Source organism: Pseudomonas sp. UBA4194, from assembly GCF_002379585.1.
Lineage (GTDB): Bacteria > Pseudomonadota > Gammaproteobacteria > Pseudomonadales > Pseudomonadaceae > Aquipseudomonas.
In genome coordinates this window covers 1-24,721 of sequence record NZ_DFUE01000021.1, presented here as the reverse complement: position 1 = coordinate 24,721, position 24,721 = coordinate 1, and the positions used below count along the sequence as shown (strand labels likewise).

Genomic DNA, 24,721 nt, shown 5'->3' with positions numbered 1-24,721 from the left:
TTTCAGTCAGTCGACTCAGTCGACCCGCCACACGCCGCCATCGCCGACCACGTATAACCGCTGGTCGGCGATGGCGTCGACGTTGAACCCTCCGGTAAACGCTCCGAATGCAGGTAGCAGGCTGACCCGCGACCCCAGCTGATAGCACGGCAGACGCAGGCTTTGCCGGCCTTTTCCGTACAGTCTGTAGACCGGATGCACGTGGCCGGCCAGCACGTGCAGCGACGCGTGCGGCTCAGGCTCGTGCTGCAGCGCCAACGGGCCCATCTCCAGCGGTTCGGCCACCACGTTGAAGCCCAGCTCCGCAGGCGGGTCGCCGGCGCGGCGATCGTGGTTGCCTCGGATCAGCGTGATCGCCAGAGCGGGTACTTGCCGCCGCCAGGCCGCCAAGGCGCTCAGGGTGCCCGCCGCGTGAGAGCCTGGCGCGTGCAGGAAGTCTCCCAGGAACACCAGGTGCTCACACCGATAAGCAGCCAGGATCCGGTCCAGTACTTCAAGGTTGCTGGCCGTGGTGCCATGGGGCACTGGCTGGCCCAGCTTGCGGTAGGCGGCTGCTTTGCCGAAGTGGGCGTCGGCGATCAGCAAGGTCTTGCGCTCCGGCCAGTACACGGCTTTTTCCGCCAATAACCACAACTCGGTACCGGCCAATTCAACACTGCAATAAGCACTCATCCAGCAGCTTTCTCCAGGTCGCCGACCATGCGGCGGATACGGTCAGCCAGTTTCTCCGAACTGAGGCTTTCACGAAAGCGTTCCACCAGCAGCGGAAAGCCCAATGGCGTAGGGCGCTTGACGGCGTGCAGGTCCAGGCGTCGGTTGGCGATCTGCTCCAGCACATGCTCCAGGCGCTGCACTTCGAGCTCCTGGCGCAGTACTTCCTCCTGAGCCTGGGTCAGCAGCAGATTACCCGCGTCGTATTGCTTGAACACCTGAAAGAACAGCCCGCTGGAGGCCTGCACCTGGCGGGTGCTTTTCTGCGCGCCGGGGTAGCCACCGAACACCAGCCCCGAGATCCGCGCGATTTCGCGAAAACGCCGCAGCGCCAGTTCGCCGGCATTGAGGCTGGCCAACACGTCGTGCAGCAGGTTGTCTGCGCTCAAAAGCTCGCCGTCCAGCTCGCTCGCCCAGTCCACCGGGGTGGCGCTGAGTAGTTCAAGGCCGTAGTCGTTGACGGCGATGGAAAAGGTCAAGGGTTGGCGCTGGCCCATGCGCCAGGCGAGCAGGCTGCCCAGGCCCAGATGCACCTGGCGACCGCCGAACGGGTAAAGAAACAGGTGCCAGCCCTCGCGGGATTTCAGGGTCTCGACCAGCAGCGTGGTTTCACTGGGCAAGGCCGACCACTGCTGTTGTACCTCCAGCAGCGGGCGCACGGCGCGCATCTCGGCGCTGGCGTATTCGCCGCGCGCGGCGGCGCCGAGCTTTTCCACCAGGGCATCGGCCAATTCGCCGGACAGTGGCATACGCCCGCCATTCCAGCGCGGCACGGCCGCTTTCTTGGCAGTGCTGCGCTTGACGTAGGCGGTCATGTCCTCGACCCGTACAAGCTCCAACTGGCGACCGGCGAAGAGAAAACCGTCACCAGGTTTGAGCCGTGCGATAAAGCCTTCCTCGACGCTGCCCAGCGACCGTCCGCCGCCGCCCTTGCTCCAGTATTTGAGCTGCAGGCTGGCGTCGCTGACGATGGTGCCGATGCCCATGCGATGGCGCCGGGCCAGACGCGCGTCAGGCACTCGCCAGACCCCGTGTTCGTCCGGCTCGACCCGGCGGTAGTCCGGGTAAGCGGTCAGCGAAAGGCCGCCGTGGCGAACGAACGCCAGCGCCCACTGCCACTCGTCATCCGTGAGGTTGCGGTAGGCCCACGCGCTGCGCACTTCGCTGAGCAGGGCGTCGGGCAAGAAGCCGCCGCCCAGGGCCATGCTGACCAGGTGCTGAACGAGCACGTCCAAGGGCTTGTCGGGCGATTCGCGGGGCTCGATACGACGTTGCGCCACGGCGTCATGGGCGGCGGCTGCTTCCACCAGCTCCATGCTATGGGTCGGCACCAGAGTCACTCGTGAAGCCCTTCCCGGGGCGTGACCGGAGCGTCCAGCGCGCTGCATCAGGCGGGCGATACCCTTGGCCGAGCCGATCTGCAACACCCGCTCGACCGGCAGGAAGTCGACGCCCAGATCCAGGCTGGAGGTGCAGACCACGGCTTTGAGCTGGCCATCCTTGAGCGCCCGCTCGACCCATTCGCGCACTTCTCTGGCCAGAGAGCTGTGGTGCAGGGCGATGATGCCAGCCCAATCAGGCCGAGCGTCGAGAATCGCCTGGAACCAGATTTCCGACTGCGCCCGAGTGTTGGTGAACACCAGGCAACTGGTGCTGCCGTCGATTTCGCTGACCACCTGATCAAGCATCCGCAGGCCCATGTGCCCGCCCCAGGGGAAACGTTCGATGGCCGTCGGCAACAAGGTGTCCACCTCGATGGTCTTGGCCTGGGCGCCTTGCACGCTGACACTGGCTTGCCCTGGCAGCAGGACTTCCTGAGCGTGGGCCTGGTTGCCGAGCGTGGCGGAAATCCCCCATACGATCAGTTGCGGGTTCCAACGGCGCAGCCTGGCCAGCGCCAACTGAAGCTGCACACCTCGCTTGTTGCCGATCAGTTCATGCCACTCGTCCACCACCACCATGGCCACGCTGGCCAGCTCTTCTTCGGCTTTGTCGCGAGCCAGCAGCAGCGTCAGGCTTTCCGGCGTGGTCACCAGTGCCGAGGGCAGGCGGCGACTTTGCCGGGCGCGCTCGCTGCTGCTGGTATCGCCAGTGCGCAGGCCCAGGCTCCAGGCAATCTGCAGTTCGTCGACAGGAGCTTGCAGGGCTCGCAGGGTGTCGGCGGCCAAGGCACGCATGGGGGTGATCCACAGCACCGTCAGCGGAGCCATGGCGGGTTTGCGTTTGCCGGTGGTCACAGGTTTGGTGCTGGCGAAACGCTGCAGGGCAGCGAACCATACCGCGTAGGTCTTGCCGGCACCGGTGCTGGCGTGAAGCATGCCGGATTCACCGCGCTTGACTGCGGCCCAGACGTCTTTCTGGAATGGGAAGGGCTTCCACAGGCGGCTGGCGAACCAGTGTTTGGCGAAGGTGCTGGGTGTCGGCATGCCGGCAGGGATGTCCTGGGGGTGTTAGTACAGGGACCGTCAGGGGAGGGGGATAGTTTGAAATTTGTGCTGGGTGTACCGGGCCCTTCGCGGCTGTACGCCGCTCCTACAGGAGATCACCGTGCCCTGTAGGAGCGGCGTAAAGCCGCGAAGAGGCCACCAAAAGCACCGCTACCCTCAATACCCGGTCATTTCCAGATACCCCTCACCCTGCTGACTGCCACTCAAGCTCACCGGGCCTTCCCAATACGGCGTCCCTACTTCCATCCAGGCCTTGGGGTTCAACGCCGTGGTTTGCACGTGCAATCCGCGGCTGGGGATGTCGATGGCCCAGCGCGTGGGCACTGCCCGGCCCGCCACGTCGGTGTGTGCCAGTGTTCGCAAGCTGATGCTGCCTGGTGCCAGCGGCACGCTACGGCCTTGGGCATCGATCCAGTTGCCACTGAGAAAATGCTGATCTGCCTTGCCTCGCAGCCGGAACAACATCAACTGCTGACCGTCGTCCAGGTGCAGTGAAAACCAGTCCCAGCCGGACTGATCGGCGGCCAGCGGCTGGCTGCTCCATTCGCGGTCGAGCCAGGCACGGCCCTTTACCCGATAGGTTTTGCCGTCGATGCGCAGTTCGCCGGCGGCGGTGAAGAACGGCTGGCTGTAGTAGTAGGAAGCCTGACCGGCCTCGGATTTGCGGCTGTAGCCTTGCTCGCCTTGCAGCACCAGCGGCCGACTGCTGCGCAGCTCCAGTCGATACTCGAACCCCGCGCCACGGGCTTGCACATCCATGACTGCCAAGGCCTCGGCGGCCTGGGGCTGGCTGCGTAGATGCCAATCATCGATCCAGGCCTGGAACGGCTGCGCTTGTACGCCGGCCTGACCAATGCCGCCGCGCGCCAGTCGCTGGGCGCTGTACTGGCGCGTGGCAGTGGTAAGGCCGGCGTGGCCGATCCACAGGTTGCGGTTGCTCCAGCCGGCCTCGGTGCTGCCCGGTGCCAGGGCACTGCGGAACAACGTCCATTGCACACCGAATGCCTGGCCCTGATCGTCCTCCAGATTGGCCGTGAGGTACCACCACTCGATGCGAAAATCAGGATGGGCGCCGTGGTCCTGAGGGAATACGAACGGCCGGCCCGGGCGCACATCGGCGAACGCGCCCGCTTGCCCGCCCAGGCCGGCGAAGCCGCTGGGAGGGGGTTCGGCATCGCAGCCGGCCAGCACCGTCAGCACCAGTAACAACAGCAGGGCTCTAGCGTTCATCGGCCATCACTCGCAGCAGGTCGGCAGGTTGGCTGCGGCGCAGCCGGTACAGCGGCCAGGCCGAGGCCAGGGCCGTCGCCAGCATCGCCAGGCCACAGAGTTGCAGGATCTGTCCAGGGAACACCTGCAGAGGCAAGCGCCAGCCGAAGGCCTGGACATTGATCACGGCCACCAGGCACCAGGCCACCAATACCCCCAGGGGAATGGCCAACAGCAAGGTCAGCAGGGCCATCAGCCAGGTTTGTGCCAGGTTGAGCAGCATCAAGCGGCTGCGGGCCACGCCCATGGCCCAAAGGGGCGCCAGCTGGCCCAGGCGATTCTGGCTCTGGGTCAGCAGGCCGATGAACAGCGCCACGCCGGCCACGCCCAGGGTCAAGGCGTTGAGCGCTGCGGTGGCAGCGAAGGTGCGCTCGAATACCTGAGACGCCCAGCGCTTGAGCTGTTGCTGCTCGACCACATGGCTGTCGTCCAGGGAGAAGGCCTGTTGCAACCGTGGCTTGAGCGCGGCGACATCCTCGCTGGCCATGCGCAAGGCAAAACGCGCCGGGAGCTGGCCGGGCCAGTGCCGCAGCAGGCTGGCAGCGCTGACCAGTACATGGCCCTTGGGGTTGCCGTAATCGGCATAGATGCCGACCACCCGAGCGGTCCAGTCACCCTGTGCCGAAGGCAGCGTCAGCGCGTCGCCAATCGACAGCTTCAGGCGCCGCGCCAACTGCTCGCTGAGCATCAGCGTCTGGCCGCCGAACAATTGATCCCATGGGTTGCCCTCGACCTGCTCCAGCAGCGGCCAGTGCTGGCGATACAGCGGGGCATCGATCACCGCGGCCAGTTCCGTGGGCCAGCCTTGCAGGCGCAGGTCCATTTCCCAGCCAGGCAATACCCGTTCGACGCTCGGCTGCTCGGTAAGCCAGCGACCCATGGCCTGGGCTTGACCGGCATGCTGCGGGCGCACGTAGAGTTCGGCGCTCAGACGTTGCTCCAGCCAGCCGCTGAAGGTCTGGCGAAAACCTTCGGTCATGCTGGCAGCGCCGATATTGGCGGCCAGCGCCAGCAGCAGCGCCATCAGCGCCAGGCTCAGCCCGGGCAACTGCTGCCGGCAATCGGCCAGGAACCACTGAGCCAAAGGGCCGGCCGTGCGCCGCGAGAGCAGTGTCAGCGCGGTGCTGAGCAGCACCGGCAGGGCCAGCGCTGCGGCCAGCAACACGCTGCCCATCAACAGGAAGCCGCTGGCCAGGCGATTGCCGAACAAGGTGCAGAGCACGGCCACCAGCGCCGCGCCGAGGGCGACCCAGGCCTGGCGGCGCAACCACTGCCGGTGGGCCTGGTGCCAGGCTTCGCCGCCCGCCAGTGCCAGCAGTGGCAGTCGCGCCGCGCGCCACAGGCTGTCTGCGCCGGCCAGCAACACGCCGGTCAGGCTCAGGCCCAGCCCGCCCAGCCACCAGATCGGGCTCAGGGTCAGTTGCCCGGCAACACTGGCGCCATACAAGCCACGCAGGCTGGCCGCCACGTCCGGCAGCAGCAGGCTGGCCAGGAAGTAGCCGCTGGCAATGCCAGCCACCCCGCCGAGCAGCGCCAGCACGGTCAGCTCCAGGGCCAGCGCCGACACCAGTCGTGCCGCGCTCACGCCACAGGCGCGCAGGGTCCGCAGCAGGCCGCGGCGCTGCTCCAGGGCCAGGCCAATGGCCGCATGTACGATGAACAGGCCGACCACGAACGCCAGCAAGCCCAGCGCGGTCAGGTTCAGGTGAAAACTGTCGGTCAGCCGCGCCAGGTCGCCGTCGGCACTGCTGTGATTGATCTGCAGCGTTGCGCGGTAGGGCTCGGGCAGTTTTTCGGGATAATCGATCGGCAGAAGCAGGCGCGATACCCGCTGTGCCGCCTGCAGCACCCGTTGGGCCGGGCCTATGTCCATGACCAGCGTGCCAGGGGCCATCTGTGCCTTGATCTGCAAGGGCGGCAGCGGCTGGCCGTCGGTGGTGTGTGGTCGATCGCCTTCGCGCAGCCCCAGTTCACGCAATGTCTGCGCGGCCAGCCAGGTGCGGCCGGGTTCGACGATGAAGGCGGTCAGGGCTTCGGCGTCGGGCAACTCTCCTGCCAGGCTGCCACCGCTGGGCAGGGTCATGGGTTCGATACCGAGCAGATTCAGCCGCAGCTCCGGCTTTGCGCTCAGGTTCAGACGGCCTTCCAGCACCGGTGATACCGGCCAACCCTGGCGGCGCAGGGCGATGAACACCGATTGATCCATGCCCGAGCCGTCCCGGGCAACGATGCTGGTAGCGCCTTGCCCGCCGAGCATCTGGCTGGCCAGTGCATAGCTTTGCCGCGCCTGGCTGTTGAGCGCCAGCACACCGGTGAACAGCGCCGTGGCCAGCCACAGGCCCGCGAGCAGGGCGAGGCCCTGTACCGGATGCTTGCGCCAGTGACTGAGCAAGGTGCGCAAGGTCCAGTACATCGTATTCATTTCAGGCTCCGCTCGCAGGCAGGATGTGGCCACGGTGCAGGACCACACGGTGCGCCAGCCGCGCCGCCACCAAGGGGCTGTGGGTGACCATCAGCAAGGTGCTGCCAGTGGCGGCGAGCAGTTCCAGCATCAGGTCCAGGGCCTGATCGCTGGTGGCTTCGTCGAGGTTGCCGGTAGGCTCGTCGGCCAGCAGCAACGGCGGGCGCGACGCCAATGCGCGACCCAATGCCACCCGTTGCTGCTGGCCGCCGGAGAGTTGTTCGGGGTAGCGCTGCAGCAAGGTGCTCAACCCCAGGCGCTCGGCCAGCTCGGCCTGCCAGCGCGGGTCGTGACGGCCGGCCAGACGGGCCTGGAAGGCCAGGTTATCGGCGACGCTCAGGCTGGTGACCAGGTTGAACTGCTGAAAGATCAAGCCGATCTCACAGCGCCGCCACTGCGCCAGTTGCCGCTCGCTCATGTCGGTCAGCACCTGGCCTGCCGCTTCGATACGCCCGCTGTCAGCGCTGTCCAGGCCAGCCACCAGGTGCAGCAGGGTACTCTTGCCGCTGCCCGATTCGCCCATCAATGCCAGGCTGGCACCGCGTTCCAGACGCAGGTCGATGCCTTGCAGCACCGGCAGTGGGCCTTGGGGCGTGGGGTAGGTCTTGTGCAGCGCCTGAATGTGCAGCATGGGGTGGTCTGTCGTTGGCGGGGGGAAAGGGGATAGTCGGGGTTGGGGCAGCAGGAGGCAAGGGTAATGTGGGGCCGTGCCGCGCCCATCGCTCAACCCTTGCCCCGTACCAACCCGCGCACCAGGAACCGGCTGGGATGGCAGGCTTCGGCTACGGCCGTGGGTACTGGCAGCGGTTCAGCGTCGAGCCAGGCCGCGATCAGTTCCCCCGACAAGGGCGCGGTGATCAGGCCGCGCGAGCCGTGGCCGCTGTTCACGTACAACCCTTCCAGCCATGGACAGGGCACGTCCGGGATCTGGCGGGCATCCTTGGCCAGCACGCCATAGCGCTCGGCGAACAGGGCCTGATCAGGCATCGGCCCGATGATCGGCAGGTAGTCGGGACTGGTGCAGCGCAGGGCAGCGCGCCCTTGCAGGGTCTGCACGGGCGTGGCATCCAGGCCCAGCCGGTCGGCGAGGTCGGGGGATATTTCGTCCAGCAGCGCCAGGTTGCTGGTGTGCTCGGCCAGCGTCGGAGTGAGGTCCTGGTTGGTGAAATCGAAACTGGCCCCCAGGGTATGTTCGCCCAACCGGGCTGGCGCCACGTAGCCCTCGGCGCAGACCACCGTGGCCAGGGCCTGGCTGCGCGCCGTGGCGGCCAGCCGGGTGATCTGTCCGCGAATGCCCTTGAGCGGCAGCCAGCGGCTTTGGGCGAACGCCTTGGCCTGAGCGGCGCAGGCAATCACCACCACGCTGGCGCTGGCCACGCAGTGCTGCCCGTCCCAGGCCTGCCACTGCCCGTCGATCCGACGCAGGTCGAGGATCTGCTGGTGCGGCACCAGGCTGATGCCCGCTTGCTCGGCCTGCCAGCGGCACAGGGCGGGCGGATGCACCCAACCGCCTTCGGGGTAGTACAAGCCACCGTGGGCCAGGCTCACGCCCGCCCGGCCCTGGGCCTGGTCGCGGTCGAGCCGATGCAGCAGCTCAGGCTCGAATGCCTCGGCCAGTACCTGCTGGCGGCCTGCTTCCTTGCTGTCGAACGCCAGCTGCAGTACGCCACACGCGTCCCAGTCCCGACCCCGCTGCAGGTGTTCGAGCAAACGGCGGGTGTAACCGAAACCGGCCAGGATCAACTGCGACAAGGCCGTGCCGTGGGCCGAAAGCTTGAGGTACAGCACGCCCTGGGGGTTGCCCGATGCCTCGGCGGCGTCGGCGCCGTGGCGCTCCAGCAGGCTCACGCGCCAGCCGCGGGCGGCCAGGCTCGCCGCCGTTGCACAGCCGGCCAGCCCGGCGCCGATGACCATGGCGTGGCGTTCACCGGTCGGGCGTGGCGGCCGGCTGAACCAGGGCTTGCCCTGGCGGGGCGCAGGGCCTTCAAGCCCGACGAACACCCCGCGCAACACCTCCCATTTATGTCCGATCCCCGGCACCCGTTTCATCCTGAAGCCGGCGGCCTTGAGGCTGCGTCGCACCCAGCCTGTGCTGGTGAACGTACCCAGTGTGGCGCCCGGCGCTGCCAGCCTGGCCAGCTGGGCAAACAATTCAGGGGTCCACATCTCGGGGTTCTTCGCCGGCGCGAAGCCATCGAGAAACCAGGCATCGATCGGGCCTTCCAGCTGCGGCAGTTGCTCCAGAGCGTCCCCGATCAGCAGGGTCAAGGTCACCCGCCCGCCGTCGAACACCAGGCGCTGAAAACCACGGTGAATCGCCGAGTACTGCGCCAGCAGCGCGGCGCTGTAGCGTTGCAACGATGGCCACAGTGCCAGCGCGCGTGTCAGGTCGGCGCGGTTCAGCGGGTACTTTTCGACGCTGACGAAGTGCAGTCGCGCCGTTGCGTTCGCGCATTGCTCGAACACCTGCCAGGCACACAGAAAGTTGAGCCCGGTACCGAAGCCGGTCTCGCCGATCACCAATCGCCCCCCCTCGGGCAGGGCGCCGAAGCGCGCACTCAGGTCGTTCTGATCGATGAAGACATGACGCGTCTCTTCCAGGCCGGTGTGGGCGAAATAGACGTCGCCGTACTGGCGAGACTGCGGGTGGCCATCAGCGTCCCAATCGATCTGGGCGTGCAGCGGTTCGGTACTCATGGGCGGCTCGGCGGTGAACAAGGCCGCCATTCTAGCGGCGGGTGGTGTTTATTGCCCCTTTAAACGCCGGCGGGACCGTTATGTTGGGCCCTTGTACTCAATGGCAAGGAGCCAGGCATGCTGTCCATCTACCCACCGCTTCCCCGTCCAGACGATGCGATTGCCAGTCGCCACAGCCAGTTGGTCGCTCAGCAGCTGCCCGCCTGGCTGGCGCAGGCGACCCCGGCCATGCGCCAGGCACTGAGCGCCAGCCAGGCCACTGCCCACGCTGCCAAGGCAGCGCTGAAGGTGCATCTGGCCGAGCTGCGAGACGTACTCGAATTCTGCGACGAGCAACTGCGCAGCGAGCTCAAGACCCGCCATCAACTGGACATCGAGCCCCGCGCGCATTCGCTGGTGCGCATGATCCGCCACGCCGGGCTGGGCTACGACCACAAGCTTCCCCAGGAGCACAACCTGTTGGTGGCGGCCATGCAGAATTTCGAACACGACGCGCCATTTGCCAGCGGTTCGATGCTGTTGCCTGGCGACGCACTGATCTACCGTACCGAGGACGGTGTCACCACGTTCTTCCAGCGTCGCGACAAGCCCGAACTGGCCCTCACGGCTCACGAGTTCGCAGCGACCTGCCGTCGCCTGGATCTGGGCCAGCGCTACCAGCAGCATCTGGACAGCGTGTTCAAGCCTGCGGGCAAGGTTGCCGAAAGATCCGAGTCGTTCATGGCGAATGATCGCGCCACCCTGGCCGTGCTGGCGCACATTGCGCGCCTGCGCGACGACATCGGCCAGAGCGCTTACCAGATGCTGCTGCAACTGGCTGCCCAGCCCTTCGGCCAGACACCGCTGACCTGGGGTACACAGGCGGTACGTTGCTGCGCCTTGCGCATGCTCGAAAGCGGCGATTTCAGCGGTGGCTCAGTCTTCGGTGCCCTGCTGATCGAACGTAGCGATGGCAGTGCCGGCTGCATCGTGCTGCTGCCGGGTGACCCCGATCATCCGCTCAAGCAATACCCATCGTTTGCCGAGTTCGCCAAGCAACTGGCGGCGAAGCTCAAGGCCCCGGCCTACCGGAAGTACTGGCGTGGCAAGGTGGCCGAGCGCGTCACGGCAAGCTTCTTCGAACGCTTGCAAGGCCGGCTTGAAAGCACGACCAAAGACTGGGTCCAGCACCTCAACCTGACCCGGCACACGGTCACTGGCGATCCGTTCGTTCACCTGCACAACGACCGCCTGATCAAGCTTTATGAAGACGCCCGTACCCTGGTCGTGCCTACCGCCGACCAGGATGCCATCGCCCTTGAGCGCCGCCACCAGCGCTACCTGGCCGCGGGCCAGGACCTGCTCAACTTTGCCGGCCTGGTGGTGCCGGTAGTGGGCGCGGCGATGCTCGCCTGCGCGGCTGTGCAACTGCTGCGTGAGGTGTTCGTGGGTGTTGATGACTGGCGGCACGGAGACGATCAGGGGGCGTTCACCCACGCCATGAGTGTGGCCGCAAACGTGGCGACCATGGCCCTGTTCGCCGGTGCCGTGAAAACCGGCAAGACCTGGCTGGCGCCCCGCACCGCAACGGTGCCAGTGGGCAGCCAACTGGCCGAGCTCAAGGCGGTGACCCTGAGCGACGGCAGTCACCGCCTGTGGCGCCCGGACCTTTCCGCCTATGCCAGCCCGACGCCATTGCCGGCCGATCTGCTGCCGGAAAGCGATGGGCTCTACAGCGATGGCGCACGCGACTGCGTGGTGATCGAGGAGCGTCTGCACGAGGTGCGATTCGACGAGGATCGTCAGCGGTGGCGCATCACCCACCCCAACGACAGCACAGCCTATGAACCCCTGATCGAACCCGCCGGCAGCGGCTGGCAGTTGGCTGCCGAGCAGCAACCCGCAGCGCCTTCGGCCACGTTGCGCGAACGCATCGCCCATGAGGTTGCCCAGTTCAGCGCCGAGCAACAACGCCAGGCGCTGGCCTGCGCCGACATCGCGCCAGCGAGCCTGGACACCGCGTTTGCCAGCGAGCAGAAACCCTCGGCGTTACTGCTGGACACCTTGCGCCGTTTCGAGCTGCACCGCCAGGTCGCGCTGGACACCGAGCTGGAGGCTGTCCAGGCCCGGTCCGCATTTGCCGAGCGCTATGAAGCGGCGCAGTTCGGTCATGACGCCCAGACCCGACTGCTTCGCCGCGACTTTCCATCGCTGAGTGTGGCGGCGGCCGAGGAGGCCTTGCAGGGCATCGCGCCCGCCCAGCGCCAAGCCCTGCTGACAACGGGCAGGGTGCCGTTGGCCCTGGCCGAGCGGGCGCGCCTGTACCAGCAAGCGCAGCGGCTCAACCGAGCGTTGGAAGGGTTGTGCTGGGTGTCGGCGCAAAGCACCGATAGCCAGACCTTGTATCAGGGACTCAAGGCACATCTGGGCAGTGAGGCCACGGCGGCGAGCATTCGCGAGCACGCCCTCAGCCACCGTCGACAGTGTGCCGAGCTATTGGGGCAGCATGCACCGCAGCGCGGTTTCAACGCCCCCATGCGCGATGCCCACGGGCGCATCGGCTATGCCTTGAGCGGGCGCGGCCGGGCCGAAGTGGCGATCAGCCGTCGAGTGCTGGTGGCGCGCATCCAGAACCTCTATCCCGGTACCAGCCGCCAGGCTGCCATGGATCTGCTGGGCCTGTACCAGCAGGCCGGGCTGAGCCGCCGGGACGTCAGCCTGGGCCTGGACAACCTGACCCACGAGCGTGCGCAGATGTTCGCCCAGCTCGAAGCCTGGCAGCGGGCCCCGGCCTCCAGCGCCTTGACGGCGCGTTTCGGCGCCCAGGATGTGGCGTTCTACCGTGCCGATGTGACTTCCCGGCTGAACATTGCCTGGCGCCGCCAGCTGCCCGAAGAAACCGTCGGCCAGCAGACCCGCTATCACCTGAACCTGACCCACATGCCGCTGCTGGATTTCCCGGCGGTCACGGCCAACCTGTCGTACGTTACCCATCTGAACCTGACCGCCAGCGTGCTCGACGCCCAAAGCCTGACCCGGGTGCTGGCCCTGTTTCCCCACCTGCGCAGCCTGACGCTGCGCAGTTGCCGGCTCGGTGGCGTGCCCCCTGCGGTCGATGCCTTGACCGAGCTGCGCGAGCTGGACCTGAGCAACACCGACCTGCACGTCGACCAGGCGCTGCTCGACCGTCTCGGACGCCTGCCGCAGTTGGTGGTGTTGAGCCTCAACGGCAACCGCTTGGGCAGCATCGTTTCAACCACCGGTTTCACCCGCCTGCAGCAGCTCAACCTGGCGGGTATCGACATGTCCGGTTGGCCCCATTGGGCCAGTCGACTCCCGGCCCTGAGCACCTTGAATCTGTATCGCACCCGATTGCGCGAGATTCCCGCCGACGTGTATGACGAATTGGCGGCAGGACGCGAAGTCGATGTGTTCATGGAGCGCAATGCCTTGAGCGCTGAAACCGCCCGTCTGTTGCAGCGGCCGCGGGGGCTGGGCCGGCGTTTCCAGTTCTTTACCCATCGCTTCAGCGAGGCGCCGGTCACCCGCCCCACCCACGCCAGGGTCGATCCCTGGCTGGTGGGTGCCGGCGAGCGCGAACGCGCCAGCCGCATTGCGCTGTGGCGAGCCCTGGAGGACGAACAGGGCTCCGAGCCGTTGCTGCAATTGATCGAATACCTGCGGCGTACGCCGGATTATCTGCGCGACCCCATCGACGTCAGTCGCCGCGTCTGGGAGGTGCTCAGTGCGGCATCTGGCAACCGTGAACTGCGTCAGCGTTTCTACACCATGGCGGCCAACCTCAACACCTGTGTCGACGGCCAGCGCCTGATGTTCAGCGATATGGAAGTGCAGGTGCTGCAGCACGAGGCATTGCAGGGCGTGGCGGCCTCGCAGCGCGGGCAGCGGTTGTATCGCCTGGCGCGAGGCTTGTTCCGCCTCGAGCGGCTGGAAGGCATCGCTCGCCGCCTGATCGCTTCGCGGCGCAGCCACGGCGTGGCTGTGGACGAAGCGGAAGTGCGCATGGCCTTGCGCACCTATCTGGCCAACCGCCTGGCACTGCCCGGCCAGCCGCACACCATGGCCTATGCCGCCACGGCGGGCATCGGCGTCGACAGCTTCGACGCTGCACAACTGGAGGTCGAACGGGCCGAAGCCGACAGCGCGTTCACCGACTTCATGGGTGACCAGGCGTTCTGGGCCGATTACCTGCACGAGCAATACGCCGAGCGCTTCGAAGCCCGCCTGCAGCCCTTCGCCGACGAGATGACCGCCCTGGACGAAGACCAGGAACCTGGCAGCAGCGCTGACTATCTGCGCCGCGCCAACGCTATCGCGGCACGCCGACGAGCCGCGGAAATCGCCTTGCTGGGCGAACTAACCCGCCTGGAGCAGGTCGGCTTCGATAGTGCTGTCGACTCGGGCCAAGGCCCCAGCGGCTGAAATCCCTACGCTTTTCATTGCAGAGGAACACCTGCCCTATGTTCGAATCCGCAGAAATTGGCCATGCCATCGACAAGGACGATTACGAGGCGCAGTTGCCGGCATTGCGTGAGGCGCTGCTCGAGGCGCAGTACGAACTCAAGCAGCAGGCGCGGTTTCCGGTGATCGTGCTGATCAACGGTATCGAAGGGGCAGGCAAGGGCGAGACGGTCAAGCTGCTCAATGAATGGATGGACCCGCGCCTGATCGAGGTGCGCACGTTCGACGAAAAGACCGACGAAGAGCTGGCTCGCCCACCGGCCTGGCGCTACTGGCGACAGTTGCCGGCCAAAGGGCGGATGGGCGTGTTCTTCGGTAACTGGTACAGCCAGATGATCCAGGATCGGGTACACGGCGATATCAAGGATGCGCGCCTGGACCAGGCCATCAACAACGCCGAGCGGCTGGAACAGATGCTCTGCGACGAAGGCGCACTGATCTTCAAGTTCTGGTTTCACCTGTCCAAGAAGCAGATGAAAGCACGGCTCAAGTCGCTGCGTGACGACCCGCTGCACAGCTGGCGCATCAGCCCGCTGGACTGGCAGCAATCGAAAACCTACGACCGCTTCGTGCGTTTCGGTGAGCGGGTGATTCGCCGCACCAGTCGGGACTTCGCGCCCTGGCATGTGATCGAAGGGGTGGATGCGCATTACCGCAGTCTGGCGGTCGGGCGCATCCTGCTCGAAGGCTTGCAGGCCGCCCTCAAGTCGCCCACCGAGCCGTTGCACCAGTCGATGCCGCCATTGGGCGAGAGCATCGACAAACGTACCTTGCTGGGCAGCCTGGATCTGGACCGACGCCTGAGCAAGGATGACTACAACGACCAGCTGATTACCGAGCAGGCCCGCCTGGCGCGCCTGATGCGCGACAAGCGCATGCGTCGCCATTCGCTGGTGGCGGTGTTCGAAGGCAACGATGCCGCGGGCAAGGGCGGTGCCATCAAGCGGGTAGCCGCGGCCCTGGACCCACGCCAATACCACATCGTGCCGATTGCCGCGCCGACTCAGGATGAGCTGGCCCAGCCGTATTTGTGGCGCTTCTGGCGACAGTTGCCAGCGCGAGGCAAGTTCACCGTGTTCGATCGCTCCTGGTATGGCCGGGTGCTGGTTGAACGCGTCGAGGGCTTCTGCTCCCCGGGCGACTGGATGCGCGCCTACAGCGAGATCAACGATTTCGAGGAGCAATTGGTGGAAGACGGCGTGGTGCTGGTGAAGTTCTGGCTGGCGATCGACGAGCAGACGCAGTTGGAGCGTTTCCAGGAGCGCGAGCAGATCCCTTTCAAACGCTTCAAGATCACCGAAGACGATTGGCGCAACCGCGAGAAGTGGGGCGCCTACCGCGACGCGGTGGGGGATATGGTCGACCGCACCAGTACCGAGATCGCCCCCTGGACCCTGGTCGAGGCCAACGACAAACGCTGGGCCCGCATAAAAGTCCTGCGCACCCTCAACGACGCCCTGGAATCCGCCTTCAAAAAGTAGCAGCGGCGTAAGCCGCGTCAAACAATCCCCCAAATTCCCGCCCTCATACCTCAACAGATATGACGCGGCTCATTTGACGCGGCTTACGCCGCTGCTACAGTGCGGGCCTGTTTTGAGCTTGAGGAAGCTGTTGTGACCCTGACTTTCGATATTGCCGTGATCGGCGCCACCGGCACCGTTGGCGAAACCCTTGTGCAAGTGCTCGAGGAGCGGGACTTTCCCGTGGGTGCGCTGCATCTGCTGGCCAGCAGCGAGTCCGCCGGTGCTTCCGTAGCCTTTCGCGGCAAGAACGTTCGGGTGCGCGAAGTCGACGCGTTCGACTTCAGCAAGGTCAAGCTGGCGTTCTTCGCCGCTGGCCCCGCGGTGACCCGCAGTTTTGCCGCCCGTGCCAGCGCCGCCGGTTGCCTGGTCATCGACCTGTCCGCCGGCTTGCCGGTCGCCGAAGCGCCGAACGTCGTCCCGGAAGCCAATGCCCAGGTACTGGCCGGCCTCAAGCATCCTGCCCAGGTGGCCAGCCCCAGCGCCGCCGCTACCGCGCTGGCAGTGCTGCTGGCGCCCTTGCGCAACCTGCTGGACCTGCAACAGGTGAACGTCACCGCTTGCCTGGCCGTCTCGGCGCTGGGCCGTGAGGCGGTCAGCGAACTGGCCCGACAAACCGCGGAACTGCTCAACGTGCGGCCACTGGAGCCGCGCTTCTTCGACCGTCAGGTGGCGTTCAATCTGCTCGCCCAGGTGGGCAAGCCAGACGAACAAGGACACGTCCCTCTGGAACGCCGGCTGGTCAGCGAGTTGCGTGAACTGCTGGATATGCCTTTACTAAAGATTTCCGTCACTTGCGTCCAGGCGCCGGTGTTCTTCGGCGACAGCTACAGTATCTCTCTGCACAGCGCGCGACCGGTCGATCTGGCAGGCGTGGCCAAGGCGCTCGAAGACGCTGCCGGTGTCGAAGTGGTGGAGGACGATTATCCCACCGCCGTGGGCGATGCCGTCGGCCAGGATGTGGTGTACGTTGGGCGGCTACGGGCCGGCATCGACGACCCGCAGGCACTGCAACTCTGGGCGACGGTGGACAATGTGCGCAAGGGTGCGGCGCTGAATGCCGTGCAGGTGGCCGAGTTGTTGATAAAAGACCTTGGCTAAAAGATACTTGGCATCAATTTGTAAAACGTTTTCCAGCTTTGCCCAGCTGTCGCGACGCGGTGGCGCAAGCTTCTTCTCGCTTGCCGAGGAATGTTCAGACAAGGATCAGGCCATGCTTCAAGTCCGCAAACTGGTGTTAGCAATAGCCGCCGCCTCGGCGCTGTCCTCCGGTATGGCCAACGCCCTGGAGCTGGGGGAACTGACCCTGAAGTCCGCGGTGAACCAGCCCTTGCTGGCCGAGATCGAGCTGCTGGACGTGCGCGGGCTGACCGCCGCCGAAATTTCCCCCAGCCTGGCGCCTGCTACCGACTTCAGCCAGGCCGGGGTCGAGCGCCAGGCGTTTCTCGACAGTCTGACTTTCACCCCCGACATCAACCCGCGCGGACGCAGCGTCATCCGTGTGACCTCCAGCCAGCCGCTGTCGGCACCTTTGGTGCGTCTGCTGGTGCAGGTGAACTTCCCCAGCGGCCGGCTGCTGCGTGACTACAGCATGCTGCTCGATCCCTCGCGTTTCTCGCCGCAAGCTGCCCAAGCCGCGCAGAACGCGCCGACCCCGGCGGTCAGCGCACCGACCAGCAGCGCCAGCGGCGCGACCTACACCACCGGGACGCGCGACACCTTGTGGGAAATTGCCGCGCGCAATCGCCAGGGTGGTTCGGTGCAACAGGCCATGCTGGCGATTCAGGCGCTGAATCCGGACGCCTTTCTGGACGGCAACATCAATCGGCTGAAGACCGGCCAGGTCCTGCGCCTGCCGGACCCGCAACAAACCACTGCCACGGCCCAGGGGCCGGCGATCGCCGAAGTGGCCCGGCAGAACGCCGCCTGGCGCGAGGGTCGGCGATTGGGTCCGCGGGCGCAGCAGGTGGACGCCACTCGGCGCGGCGGCAACGGTAGCGCGCCGGCTGCCCAGGCGCCGCGCGACAGCTTGAGCCTGGTGGCCGGTACCAATAACGCCCAGGGCCCCGCTGGCGATGCCAAGGCCTTGAGCGAGAAGCTGGCAGTCACCGAGGAGGCGCTGGATTCCACCCGCCGCGCCAACGATGAACTGAACAGCCGCAACGCGGACCTGCAAAGCCAGCTCGACAAGCTGCAAAAGCTGATCCAGCTGAAGAATGACCAACTGGCCAGAATGCAGGCCGCCGGCGCCGACGTGCCCGTGCCCGCCGACACCACGGGTGCCGTGGCCGATAGCGGCGAAGCCGCGCAAGGCGCGACGCCGCCGATTTCCGCCGAACTGGCCCCCGCGCCGGTTGTTCCCGGCGCTGTGGAGCAGGTCAACCCCGACGCCGCCGCCAGCACCCCTCCTGCGCCTCAGGGTGAGCCGATAGGCCTGGACCCGGCCGCCACCAACGACGAGCAAACCGAGCCACAGCACACCAGTCCGTTGCTGTTGGGTCTGGTAGGCGGCGGTGCGCTGCTGGTATTGCTGGTCCTGCTGCTGTTGCTGGCGCGTCGTCGCAAGGCGCAGCAGGAAGCGGAGAAACACACTCGCATGGCCCGCGCACTGGCCGAGGAGTCCGAGCACAACGCGGACCTGGACCTGCCCGACAGCAGCTTCGAAGGGTTGGAGCGCCCGGCGGCCAGCGTGCACCTGACGCCGGCGATGGTTGCCGCCTCGGTGGCAGGCGCCCGGGCCAACGCGGCGCCATTGAATTTCGCACCGCCGCCGCCCCAGACCGTGGTGCCGACGCCGTCGCTCACGCCGAGCATGGACACCGATGAAGCGCTGTTCGCCGAAGTCGAGCAGAGCATTGCCCGTGGCCGTCTGAATCACGCTGCTCAGTTGCTGGAAGCTGCCACCGAGCGCGAGCCCAAACGCAGCGACTTGCGCCTCAAGTTGATGGAAGTCTACGGCTTGCAGGGCGACCGCGATGGTTTCATCGGCCAGGAGCGGCAGTTGGTGGCGACCGGGCAGAATCATGCCGATGTCGAGCAATTGAAGAATCGTTTTCCGGCCATGCTCGGCGTTGCGGCAGTGGCCGCCAGTGCAGCCGCCGTGGCAGCGCAGATGGATGCCCAGTACGTCAAGGAGCTGTTGCAGGATGAGCCGGGCTCGGCGGATTCGCTGGATGGGACGTTCGACAGCGATTTCGATCTGAACCTGGACGATACCCTGGAGCCCGAAACCGCTCGGGACCTGGATTTCGACAGCCTGCTGGCCGAACAGCAGGCCGCGGCGGCCGGCAACGTCGATGATCTGGACGATTTCAACCTCGACATTCCCGATGACAAGGCGCCGGACCCCCAGCTCTCCAATCTGGACGACCTGGACATCGACGCCGATCTGGCCGCGTTCGACGAGTCGCTGGACCTGGCCAAGCCGGACCTGGAACCGGGTACGGATGCCGACCTGGGCCTGGCCGATGATTTCGACCTGTCGCTGGCCGACGAGCCAGACGCGCCGGCCGGTCGCGAGTCGGACCTGAACGAAGTGAATGCCGAGCTCGACAAGCTGTCCGACAGCTTTGCCCGAACCCCGATTGCCGAGCCGTTCGCCACGCCGCCCAGACCCGAAGACCTGCCGCCGATCGACGACGAAGACGACTTCGACTTCCTCGACGGCGGCGACGAGGCCGGCACCAAGCTGGATCTGGCCCGTGCCTACATCGAAATGGGCGACAACGAAGGCGCCCGCGACATTCTCGACGAGGTGCTCAAGGAAGGCAGCGCCGGTCAGCAGGGTGAAGCGAAGGAGATGTTGGGCAGGATCAGTTGATCCCGGACAGTCTGGGCGGGCCCCATCGCGGGTAGAACCCGCTCCCACAGGAGATCTTCACCTGCCAGGAGATCTCCGATGCACCAAAGCCCCCTGTGTGAGGGGACCTGCAATGCACCAAAGCCCCTGTGTGTGAAGGGGTCTGCAATGCACCGAAGCCCCTGTATGGAAAGGGATCTCCAATTTACCGAAGCGCCCCCCTGTGGGAGGGAATCTGCAATTCACCCTCGTCCCCTGTGGGAGCGGGTTCTACCCGCGATGGCGTCCGTCCAGCCACCACACCTCTGCGATCCCGTATAATCCCCGCCATCGCTTACCCAACAGGCTGTAACCCCCGTGCAAATCATCGACAACTCGGCCGCCGAATCGGCGGCCGATGGCTTTTACCGCATCGCCCTGGGCGTGGAATACAAAGGCTCGCGCTATCGCGGCTGGCAGCGCCAGGCCTCCGGCGTGCGCACTGTTCAGGAAACCCTGGAAGACGCCCTGGGCAAAGTCGCCAACGCCCCCGTGTCGCTGATGTGCGCCGGGCGCACCGACGCCGGCGTGCATGCCTGCGGCCAGGTGGTGCATTTCGACACGCAGGCCGAGCGCAGCATGAAAGCCTGGGTCATGGGCGCCAACATCAATCTGCCCCACGATGTCAGCGTCACCTGGGCCAAGGTCATGCCGCCCCATTTCCATGCCCGGTTCAAGGCCATCGCCCGGCGCTACCGCTACGTCATCTACAACGACCAGATCCGCCCTGCACACCTGGGCGAGGAGATCACCTGGAACCACCGTCCGCTGGACGTCACACGCATGGCCGCCGCAGCTCAGGCGCTGGTGGGGACTCACGATTTCAGTGCGTTTCGCGCGGGTCAGTGCCAGGCCAAGTCGCCGATCAAGCAGCTGCATCACCTGCGCGTCACCCAGCACGGCAAGATGATCGTCATCGACATCCGCGCCAATGCCTTCCTGCACCATATGGTTCGAAACATTGCCGGGGTCCTGATGACCATCGGTACCGGTGAACGGCCTATCGAATGGGCCGGCGAAGTGCTTGAGAGCCGCGTGCGCCGGACCGGCGGGGTGACGGCGCACCCCTTTGGCCTGTACCTGGTCCAGGTGGAATACCGCGACGAGTTTCCGTTGCCCGAGCGCTACATCGGCCCGCACTTCCTGACCGGATTCGACACATTGGCTGACGTCACCGATAGCATTTGCTAAGATCCCGAGCTTCATAGCCAAGTCGAGGTATTCGCCGACATGTCAGCCGTTCGCAGCAAAATCTGCGGTATTACCCGCATAGAGGATGCTCTGGCCGCTGCTCAAGCGGGTGCCGATGCCATTGGCCTGGTGTTCTACGCCAAAAGCCCGCGCGCGGTAAGCGTGCAGCAGGCGCGGGACATCATTGCGGCGTTGCCGCCGTTCATCACCACGGTTGGGCTGTTCGTCAACGCCAGCCGCTGTGAGCTCACGGAAATCCTCGAGGCGGTGCCGCTGGATCTGCTGCAGTTCCACGGTGATGAAACCCCGGCCGATTGCGAGGGCTACCACCGTCCCTACATCAAGGCTCTGCGGGTGCGTCCGGGTGATGATCTGGTGGCGGCCTGCCGCGCCTACGCCAATGCCAGCGGTATTTTGCTGGACACCTATGTCGCCGGGGTACCGGGCGGCACCGGCGAAGCGTTCGACTGGGCGCTGGTGCCGGAGCATCTGAGCAAGCCCATCGTACTGGCTGGCGGGTTGTCGGCCGGCAACGTTGCCGAGGCCATTGCGCGGGTCAAACCCTGGGCGGTGGACGTCAGCGGCGGGGTGGAGGCCAGCAAGGGCATCAAGGATCACGGCAAGATCACGGCATTCATCGATGCCGTCAGCGGGGCGGGTATGTGACGGCTGGCTGAGAGCCGCCGTCCATACCTTTCGCGGCATTTTGCAGGTGGCTCGACCCAGCCTCTGGAATGATCCGCCACGAATTTGTTTCACATTTGAATAAGCTCAAGGGCATGCGCGGGACCTGGCAACGCTAGCGCGTTCGGTCCCCGGTACTGGAGAAAGAAAGCATGAGCAACTGGTTGGTAGACAAGCTGATCCCTTCGATCATGCGTTCGGAAGTCAAGAAAAGCTCGGTCCCTGAAGGCCTGTGGCACAAATGCCCATCCTGCGAGGCGGTGCTGTACCGTCCCGAGCTGGAAAAAACCCTGGATGTCTGCCCCAAGTGCAACCATCACATGCGCATCGGCGCCCGTGCGCGACTGGACATCTTCCTCGATGAAGACGGCCGTGCCGAGCTGGGTGCGGACCTGGAGCCGGTCGATCGACTGAAATTCCGCGACAGCAAGAAGTACAAGGACCGCCTCACCGGCGCGCAGAAGCAGACCGGCGAAAAAGACGCGCTGATCTCCATGAGCGGCACCCTGCTGGGCATGCCCGTGGTGGCCAGCGCCTTCGAATTCTCCTTCATGGGCGGCTCCATGGGTGCCATCGTCGGCGAGCGCTTCGTGCGCGCGGCCAACTATGCCCTGGAAAATCGCTGCCCGATGGTCTGCTTTGCGGCCTCCGGTGGTGCGCGCATGCAGGAGGCGCTGATCTCGCTGATGCAGATGGCCAAGACCTCGGCTGTGCTCGCCCGTCTGCGCGAAGAAGGCATTCCGTTCATTTCCGTGCTGACCGATCCGGTCTACGGCGGCGTATCAGCCAGCCTGGCGATGCTGGGCGACGTGATCGTGGCCGAGCCCAAGGCGCTGATCGGCTTTGCCGGCCCGCGGGTGATCGAGCAGACCGTGCGCGAAAAACTGCCTGAAGGCTTCCAGCGCAGCGAATTCCTGATCGAACACGGCGCCATCGACATGATCGTTTCCCGTCAGGAGCTGCGTCCACGTCTGGGTAGCCTGCTGGCCCAAATGATGGGCTTGCCGACGCCGACCTACGTGGCCAAGCCGATTGAACCGATCGTGGTACCGCCGGTACCTGCCAACGTATGATCGAACGCAGCCTTGGGCAATGGCTCGCCTACCTTGAACAGTTGCATCCGTCGGCGATCGACATGGGCCTGGACCGTTCCCGGGAGGTGGCAGCCCGGCTGGGGCTGGGCAAGCCCGCCGAGCGTGTGGTAACGGTCACGGGCACCAATGGCAAGGGTTCGACCTGCGCCTTCATCGCTGCCCTGATGCAGGACCGCGAGATGAAGGTGGGCGTGTATGCCTCCCCCCATCTGCTGCGCTACAACGAGCGGGTGCTGATCAACGGCGCGCCGGTCAGTGACGCGCAGTTGTGCGAAGCATTCAGTGCGGTCGAAGCCGCGCGCGGCGATACCACCCTGACCTATTTCGAAATGGGTACCCTGGCTGCTTTATGGCTGTTCCAGCAGGCCGGCCTCGATGCCGTGGTGCTGGAAGTGGGCCTGGGCGGTCGTCTGGACGCCGTCAATCTGGTGGACGCGGATGTCGCGGTGGTCACCAGCATCGGCCTGGACCACGCCGAATACCTAGGCGATACCCGGGAGTCGGTAGCATTCGAGAAGGCCGGTATCCTGCGCGCCGCGGCGCCTGCACTGTGCGGCGACCTCGATCCTCCACAGCCGCTGCTGGACAAGGTTGCCGAGCTGGGCTGCCCGTTCTATCAGCGGGGTCGCGACTATGATTTCAGCGTCGACGACCAGCACTGGTCCTGGCGTGGCGTCGATGCCGAAGGCTATGCGGTGGAATTGCTGTCGCTGCCCCTGCCGGCGCTGCCGATCGAAAACGCCGCACTGGCCCTGCAAGCCTATGTCGCCCTGGGTCTGCCTCGGGATGCCGCGCGCATCGGCTGGGCCCTGGAGCACACCCGGGTAGCGGGGCGCCTGGACCGCCATCGAGTGATCTGGAACAGCAAACCGGTGAATCTGTTGCTGGACGTGGGTCATAACCCGCACGCGGCGCGCTATCTGGCCGGCCATCTGGCTCGCCATGCTCCCGCCGGCGAACGTCTGGCGGTGTTCGGTCTGTTGCAGGACAAGGACCTTGCAGGGGTGGTCGAACCGCTGATCGACGTCGTTCACCATTGGGCAGTGGCGCCGCTGAAAACGGGCCGTACACGGCCTGTTGCAGAGTTGCAGGCCAGCGTGCAGAACCTTGGCGGCGCAGTGGCGTCTCATGCCAGTGTCGCCGATGCGCTCGAAGCTCAATGCGAGCGGGCAGGCGAGGGCGACGAGATTCTGGTGTTCGGCTCATTCTATTGCGTGGCCGAAGCGCTGAAGTGGTTGTACGGCAACGTTCAGGAGGACAACACGGATGGCATTGCCCGGTAAAGTGTTCAAGCAACGCATGATCGGCGCCCTGGTGCTGATTGCCCTGGCCGTGGTGTTTCTGCCGATGTTGTTCACCCGCCAGGACGAGATGCGTCAGGTGCAGGTCGACCCGCCGGCCGCGCCGCAAGCGCCTGCTGCACCCGAAGTGAAAGTGGAGCCGGTACCGGTGCCCGAGCCTCAGGTGTTGCCGCAGGAGCCGGTGCCGACGGATGCTGAAATCGCCCAGCAAAGCCAGGCGCCCAGCCAGCCGATTCAACCGATCCAGCCCGCACCGGCGACCAAGAAGCCGGTCGAGACCGTGCAGCCCTCGGCGCCGGTAGCTGCCGCCAAGGTGCCACCGGTGGCCAAGCCGGACACAGCCAGCAAGATCGACCCCAACGGTCTGCCGGTGAGCTGGTCGGTGCAACTGGCCAGCCTGTCCAACCGCGCCGGCGCCGACAATCTCCAGAAAAGCCTGCGTGCCCAGGGCTATAACGCCTATGTCCGTTCGGCCGATAGCAAGAATCGGGTGTTCGTCGGGCCTCTGGTCGAGCGTGCCGAGGCCGAGCGACTGCGCGATGTGATCAATCGCCAGCAGAATCTGAAAGGGTTCGTGGTGCGGTTCGAGCCTGAGCGGGGGTGATTGGCGGGGGGATCTGTGGTGGATGGTCCCCTCACCCCAGCCCTCTCCCTGAGGGAGAGGGAGCCGATCTTCGTCAGCCGCAACACCGCGATCCGCTTCTAGCCCCCTCTCCCTGAGGGAGAGGGGGTCGATCTTCGTCACCCGCAACACCGCGATCCGCTTCTAGCTCCCTCTCCCCCAGGGAGAGGGCTGGGGTGAGGGGACCATCCACCGCAGATCCCCGATCCATTCCCAACCCCAACCCCAAACCCCCCCCCCCACCCCCCCCCCCGCCCCCACACCCACTCAACCCCCCCCCCCCCCTCCCCCACAACACGCCCCCCTATCCGTCCCCCAGCCCGCCCTCGGGCATTACCCTGGCTGCCTGTGCGACCACTGCGGCCATCGCCCACCCTCCACCCACACACTCGGCCCGCCGCCTCGACAACGACACCCCGCCGCTC

15 protein-coding genes are annotated in these 24,721 nt (G+C 65.8%); 9 read left to right on the top strand and 6 right to left on the bottom strand.

Going from position 1 to position 24,721, the window contains the following annotated elements:
* Nucleotides 1-15 precede the first annotated feature (15 nt).
* From pdeM to mnmC, 6 genes are all read right to left on the bottom strand, one after another.
* Nucleotides 16-672 (bottom strand): ligase-associated DNA damage response endonuclease PdeM, encoded by a 657-nt coding sequence (gene pdeM / locus B3397_RS05980; protein WP_296248173.1) that lies wholly within the window; start codon nt 670-672, stop codon nt 16-18.
* Complete coding sequence (locus B3397_RS05975) at nt 669-3,137, bottom strand: ligase-associated DNA damage response DEXH box helicase (RefSeq protein ID WP_296248171.1); 2,469 nt, start codon at nt 3,135-3,137, stop codon at nt 669-671. Before B3397_RS05975 ends, pdeM begins: the two co-directional genes overlap by 4 nt.
* A 177-nt stretch (nt 3,138-3,314) precedes the next feature.
* A complete protein-coding gene (locus B3397_RS05970; RefSeq protein ID WP_296248170.1) occupies nt 3,315-4,388 on the bottom strand; it encodes a lipocalin-like domain-containing protein in 1,074 nt (357 codons plus the stop codon).
* Nucleotides 4,378-6,849 (bottom strand): ABC transporter permease, encoded by a 2,472-nt coding sequence (locus tag B3397_RS05965; protein WP_296248168.1) that lies wholly within the window; start codon nt 6,847-6,849, stop codon nt 4,378-4,380. Before B3397_RS05965 ends, B3397_RS05970 begins: the two co-directional genes overlap by 11 nt.
* A gap of 1 nt (nt 6,850) precedes the next feature.
* Nucleotides 6,851-7,519, bottom strand: a complete 669-nt coding sequence (locus tag B3397_RS05960; protein ID WP_296248167.1) for an ABC transporter ATP-binding protein — start codon at nt 7,517-7,519, stop codon at nt 6,851-6,853.
* A gap of 92 nt (nt 7,520-7,611) precedes the next feature.
* Nucleotides 7,612-9,585: a bifunctional tRNA (5-methylaminomethyl-2-thiouridine)(34)-methyltransferase MnmD/FAD-dependent 5-carboxymethylaminomethyl-2-thiouridine(34) oxidoreductase MnmC gene (gene mnmC, locus B3397_RS05955; protein ID WP_296248165.1), complete on the bottom strand. Its 1,974-nt coding sequence runs from the start codon at nt 9,583-9,585 to the stop codon at nt 7,612-7,614.
* A gap of 117 nt (nt 9,586-9,702) precedes the next feature.
* Here mnmC and B3397_RS05950 point away from each other — a divergent pair, with 117 nt between their 5' ends.
* The 9 genes from B3397_RS05950 to B3397_RS05910 all read left to right on the top strand — a co-directional run bounded on the left by B3397_RS05950 (nt 9,703) and on the right by B3397_RS05910 (nt 24,278).
* Complete coding sequence (locus tag B3397_RS05950; RefSeq protein ID WP_296248164.1) at nt 9,703-14,007, top strand: NEL-type E3 ubiquitin ligase domain-containing protein; 4,305 nt, start codon at nt 9,703-9,705, stop codon at nt 14,005-14,007.
* Between the two features lie 38 nt (nt 14,008-14,045).
* Entirely contained in the window at nt 14,046-15,527 is a 1,482-nt protein-coding gene (gene pap / locus B3397_RS05945) for a polyphosphate:AMP phosphotransferase (protein ID WP_296248163.1), read from the top strand.
* Between the two features lie 132 nt (nt 15,528-15,659).
* Nucleotides 15,660-16,667, top strand: coding sequence for an aspartate-semialdehyde dehydrogenase (locus B3397_RS05940; protein ID WP_296248162.1), 1,008 nt, complete (start codon nt 15,660-15,662; stop codon nt 16,665-16,667).
* Between the two features lie 112 nt (nt 16,668-16,779).
* The gene (locus B3397_RS05935; RefSeq protein WP_296248160.1) at nt 16,780-19,386 is read left to right on the top strand and encodes a FimV/HubP family polar landmark protein; all 2,607 of its coding nucleotides are present in this window, start codon (nt 16,780-16,782) and stop codon (nt 19,384-19,386) included.
* 336 nt (nt 19,387-19,722) lie between these two features.
* Nucleotides 19,723-20,595, top strand: coding sequence for a tRNA pseudouridine(38-40) synthase TruA (truA, locus tag B3397_RS05930; RefSeq protein ID WP_296248158.1), 873 nt, complete (start codon nt 19,723-19,725; stop codon nt 20,593-20,595).
* Nucleotides 20,596-20,634: 39 nt separating this feature from the next.
* Nucleotides 20,635-21,261, top strand: a complete 627-nt coding sequence (locus tag B3397_RS05925; protein WP_296248156.1) for a phosphoribosylanthranilate isomerase — start codon at nt 20,635-20,637, stop codon at nt 21,259-21,261.
* Between the two features lie 170 nt (nt 21,262-21,431).
* Nucleotides 21,432-22,352: an acetyl-CoA carboxylase, carboxyltransferase subunit beta gene (gene accD, locus B3397_RS05920; RefSeq protein ID WP_296248155.1), complete on the top strand. Its 921-nt coding sequence runs from the start codon at nt 21,432-21,434 to the stop codon at nt 22,350-22,352.
* A complete protein-coding gene (gene folC / locus B3397_RS05915) occupies nt 22,349-23,656 on the top strand; it encodes a bifunctional tetrahydrofolate synthase/dihydrofolate synthase (RefSeq protein WP_296248153.1) in 1,308 nt (435 codons plus the stop codon). Before accD ends, folC begins: the two co-directional genes overlap by 4 nt.
* The gene (locus B3397_RS05910; protein WP_296248151.1) at nt 23,640-24,278 is read left to right on the top strand and encodes an SPOR domain-containing protein; all 639 of its coding nucleotides are present in this window, start codon (nt 23,640-23,642) and stop codon (nt 24,276-24,278) included. Before folC ends, B3397_RS05910 begins: the two co-directional genes overlap by 17 nt.
* Nucleotides 24,279-24,721: the final 443 nt, after the last annotated feature.

Bases quoted from the DNA above. Each gene is read 5' to 3' on its own strand.
- pdeM (WP_296248173.1), bottom strand. From the start codon at position 672: ATGAGTGCTTATTGCAGTGTTGAATTGGCCGGTACCGAGTTGTGGTTA.
- B3397_RS05975 (WP_296248171.1), bottom strand. From the start codon at position 3,137: ATGCCGACACCCAGCACCTTCGCCAAACACTGGTTCGCCAGCCGCCTG.
- B3397_RS05970 (WP_296248170.1), bottom strand. From the start codon at position 4,388: ATGAACGCTAGAGCCCTGCTGTTGTTACTGGTGCTGACGGTGCTGGCC.
- B3397_RS05965 (WP_296248168.1), bottom strand. From the start codon at position 6,849: ATGAATACGATGTACTGGACCTTGCGCACCTTGCTCAGTCACTGGCGC.
- B3397_RS05960 (WP_296248167.1), bottom strand. From the start codon at position 7,519: ATGCTGCACATTCAGGCGCTGCACAAGACCTACCCCACGCCCCAAGGC.
- mnmC (WP_296248165.1), bottom strand. From the start codon at position 9,585: ATGAGTACCGAACCGCTGCACGCCCAGATCGATTGGGACGCTGATGGC.
- B3397_RS05950 (WP_296248164.1), top strand. From the start codon at position 9,703: ATGCTGTCCATCTACCCACCGCTTCCCCGTCCAGACGATGCGATTGCC.
- pap (WP_296248163.1), top strand. From the start codon at position 14,046: ATGTTCGAATCCGCAGAAATTGGCCATGCCATCGACAAGGACGATTAC.
- B3397_RS05935 (WP_296248160.1), top strand. From the start codon at position 16,780: ATGCTTCAAGTCCGCAAACTGGTGTTAGCAATAGCCGCCGCCTCGGCG.
- B3397_RS05925 (WP_296248156.1), top strand. From the start codon at position 20,635: ATGTCAGCCGTTCGCAGCAAAATCTGCGGTATTACCCGCATAGAGGAT.
- accD (WP_296248155.1), top strand. From the start codon at position 21,432: ATGAGCAACTGGTTGGTAGACAAGCTGATCCCTTCGATCATGCGTTCG.
- folC (WP_296248153.1), top strand. From the start codon at position 22,349: ATGATCGAACGCAGCCTTGGGCAATGGCTCGCCTACCTTGAACAGTTG.
- B3397_RS05910 (WP_296248151.1), top strand. From the start codon at position 23,640: ATGGCATTGCCCGGTAAAGTGTTCAAGCAACGCATGATCGGCGCCCTG.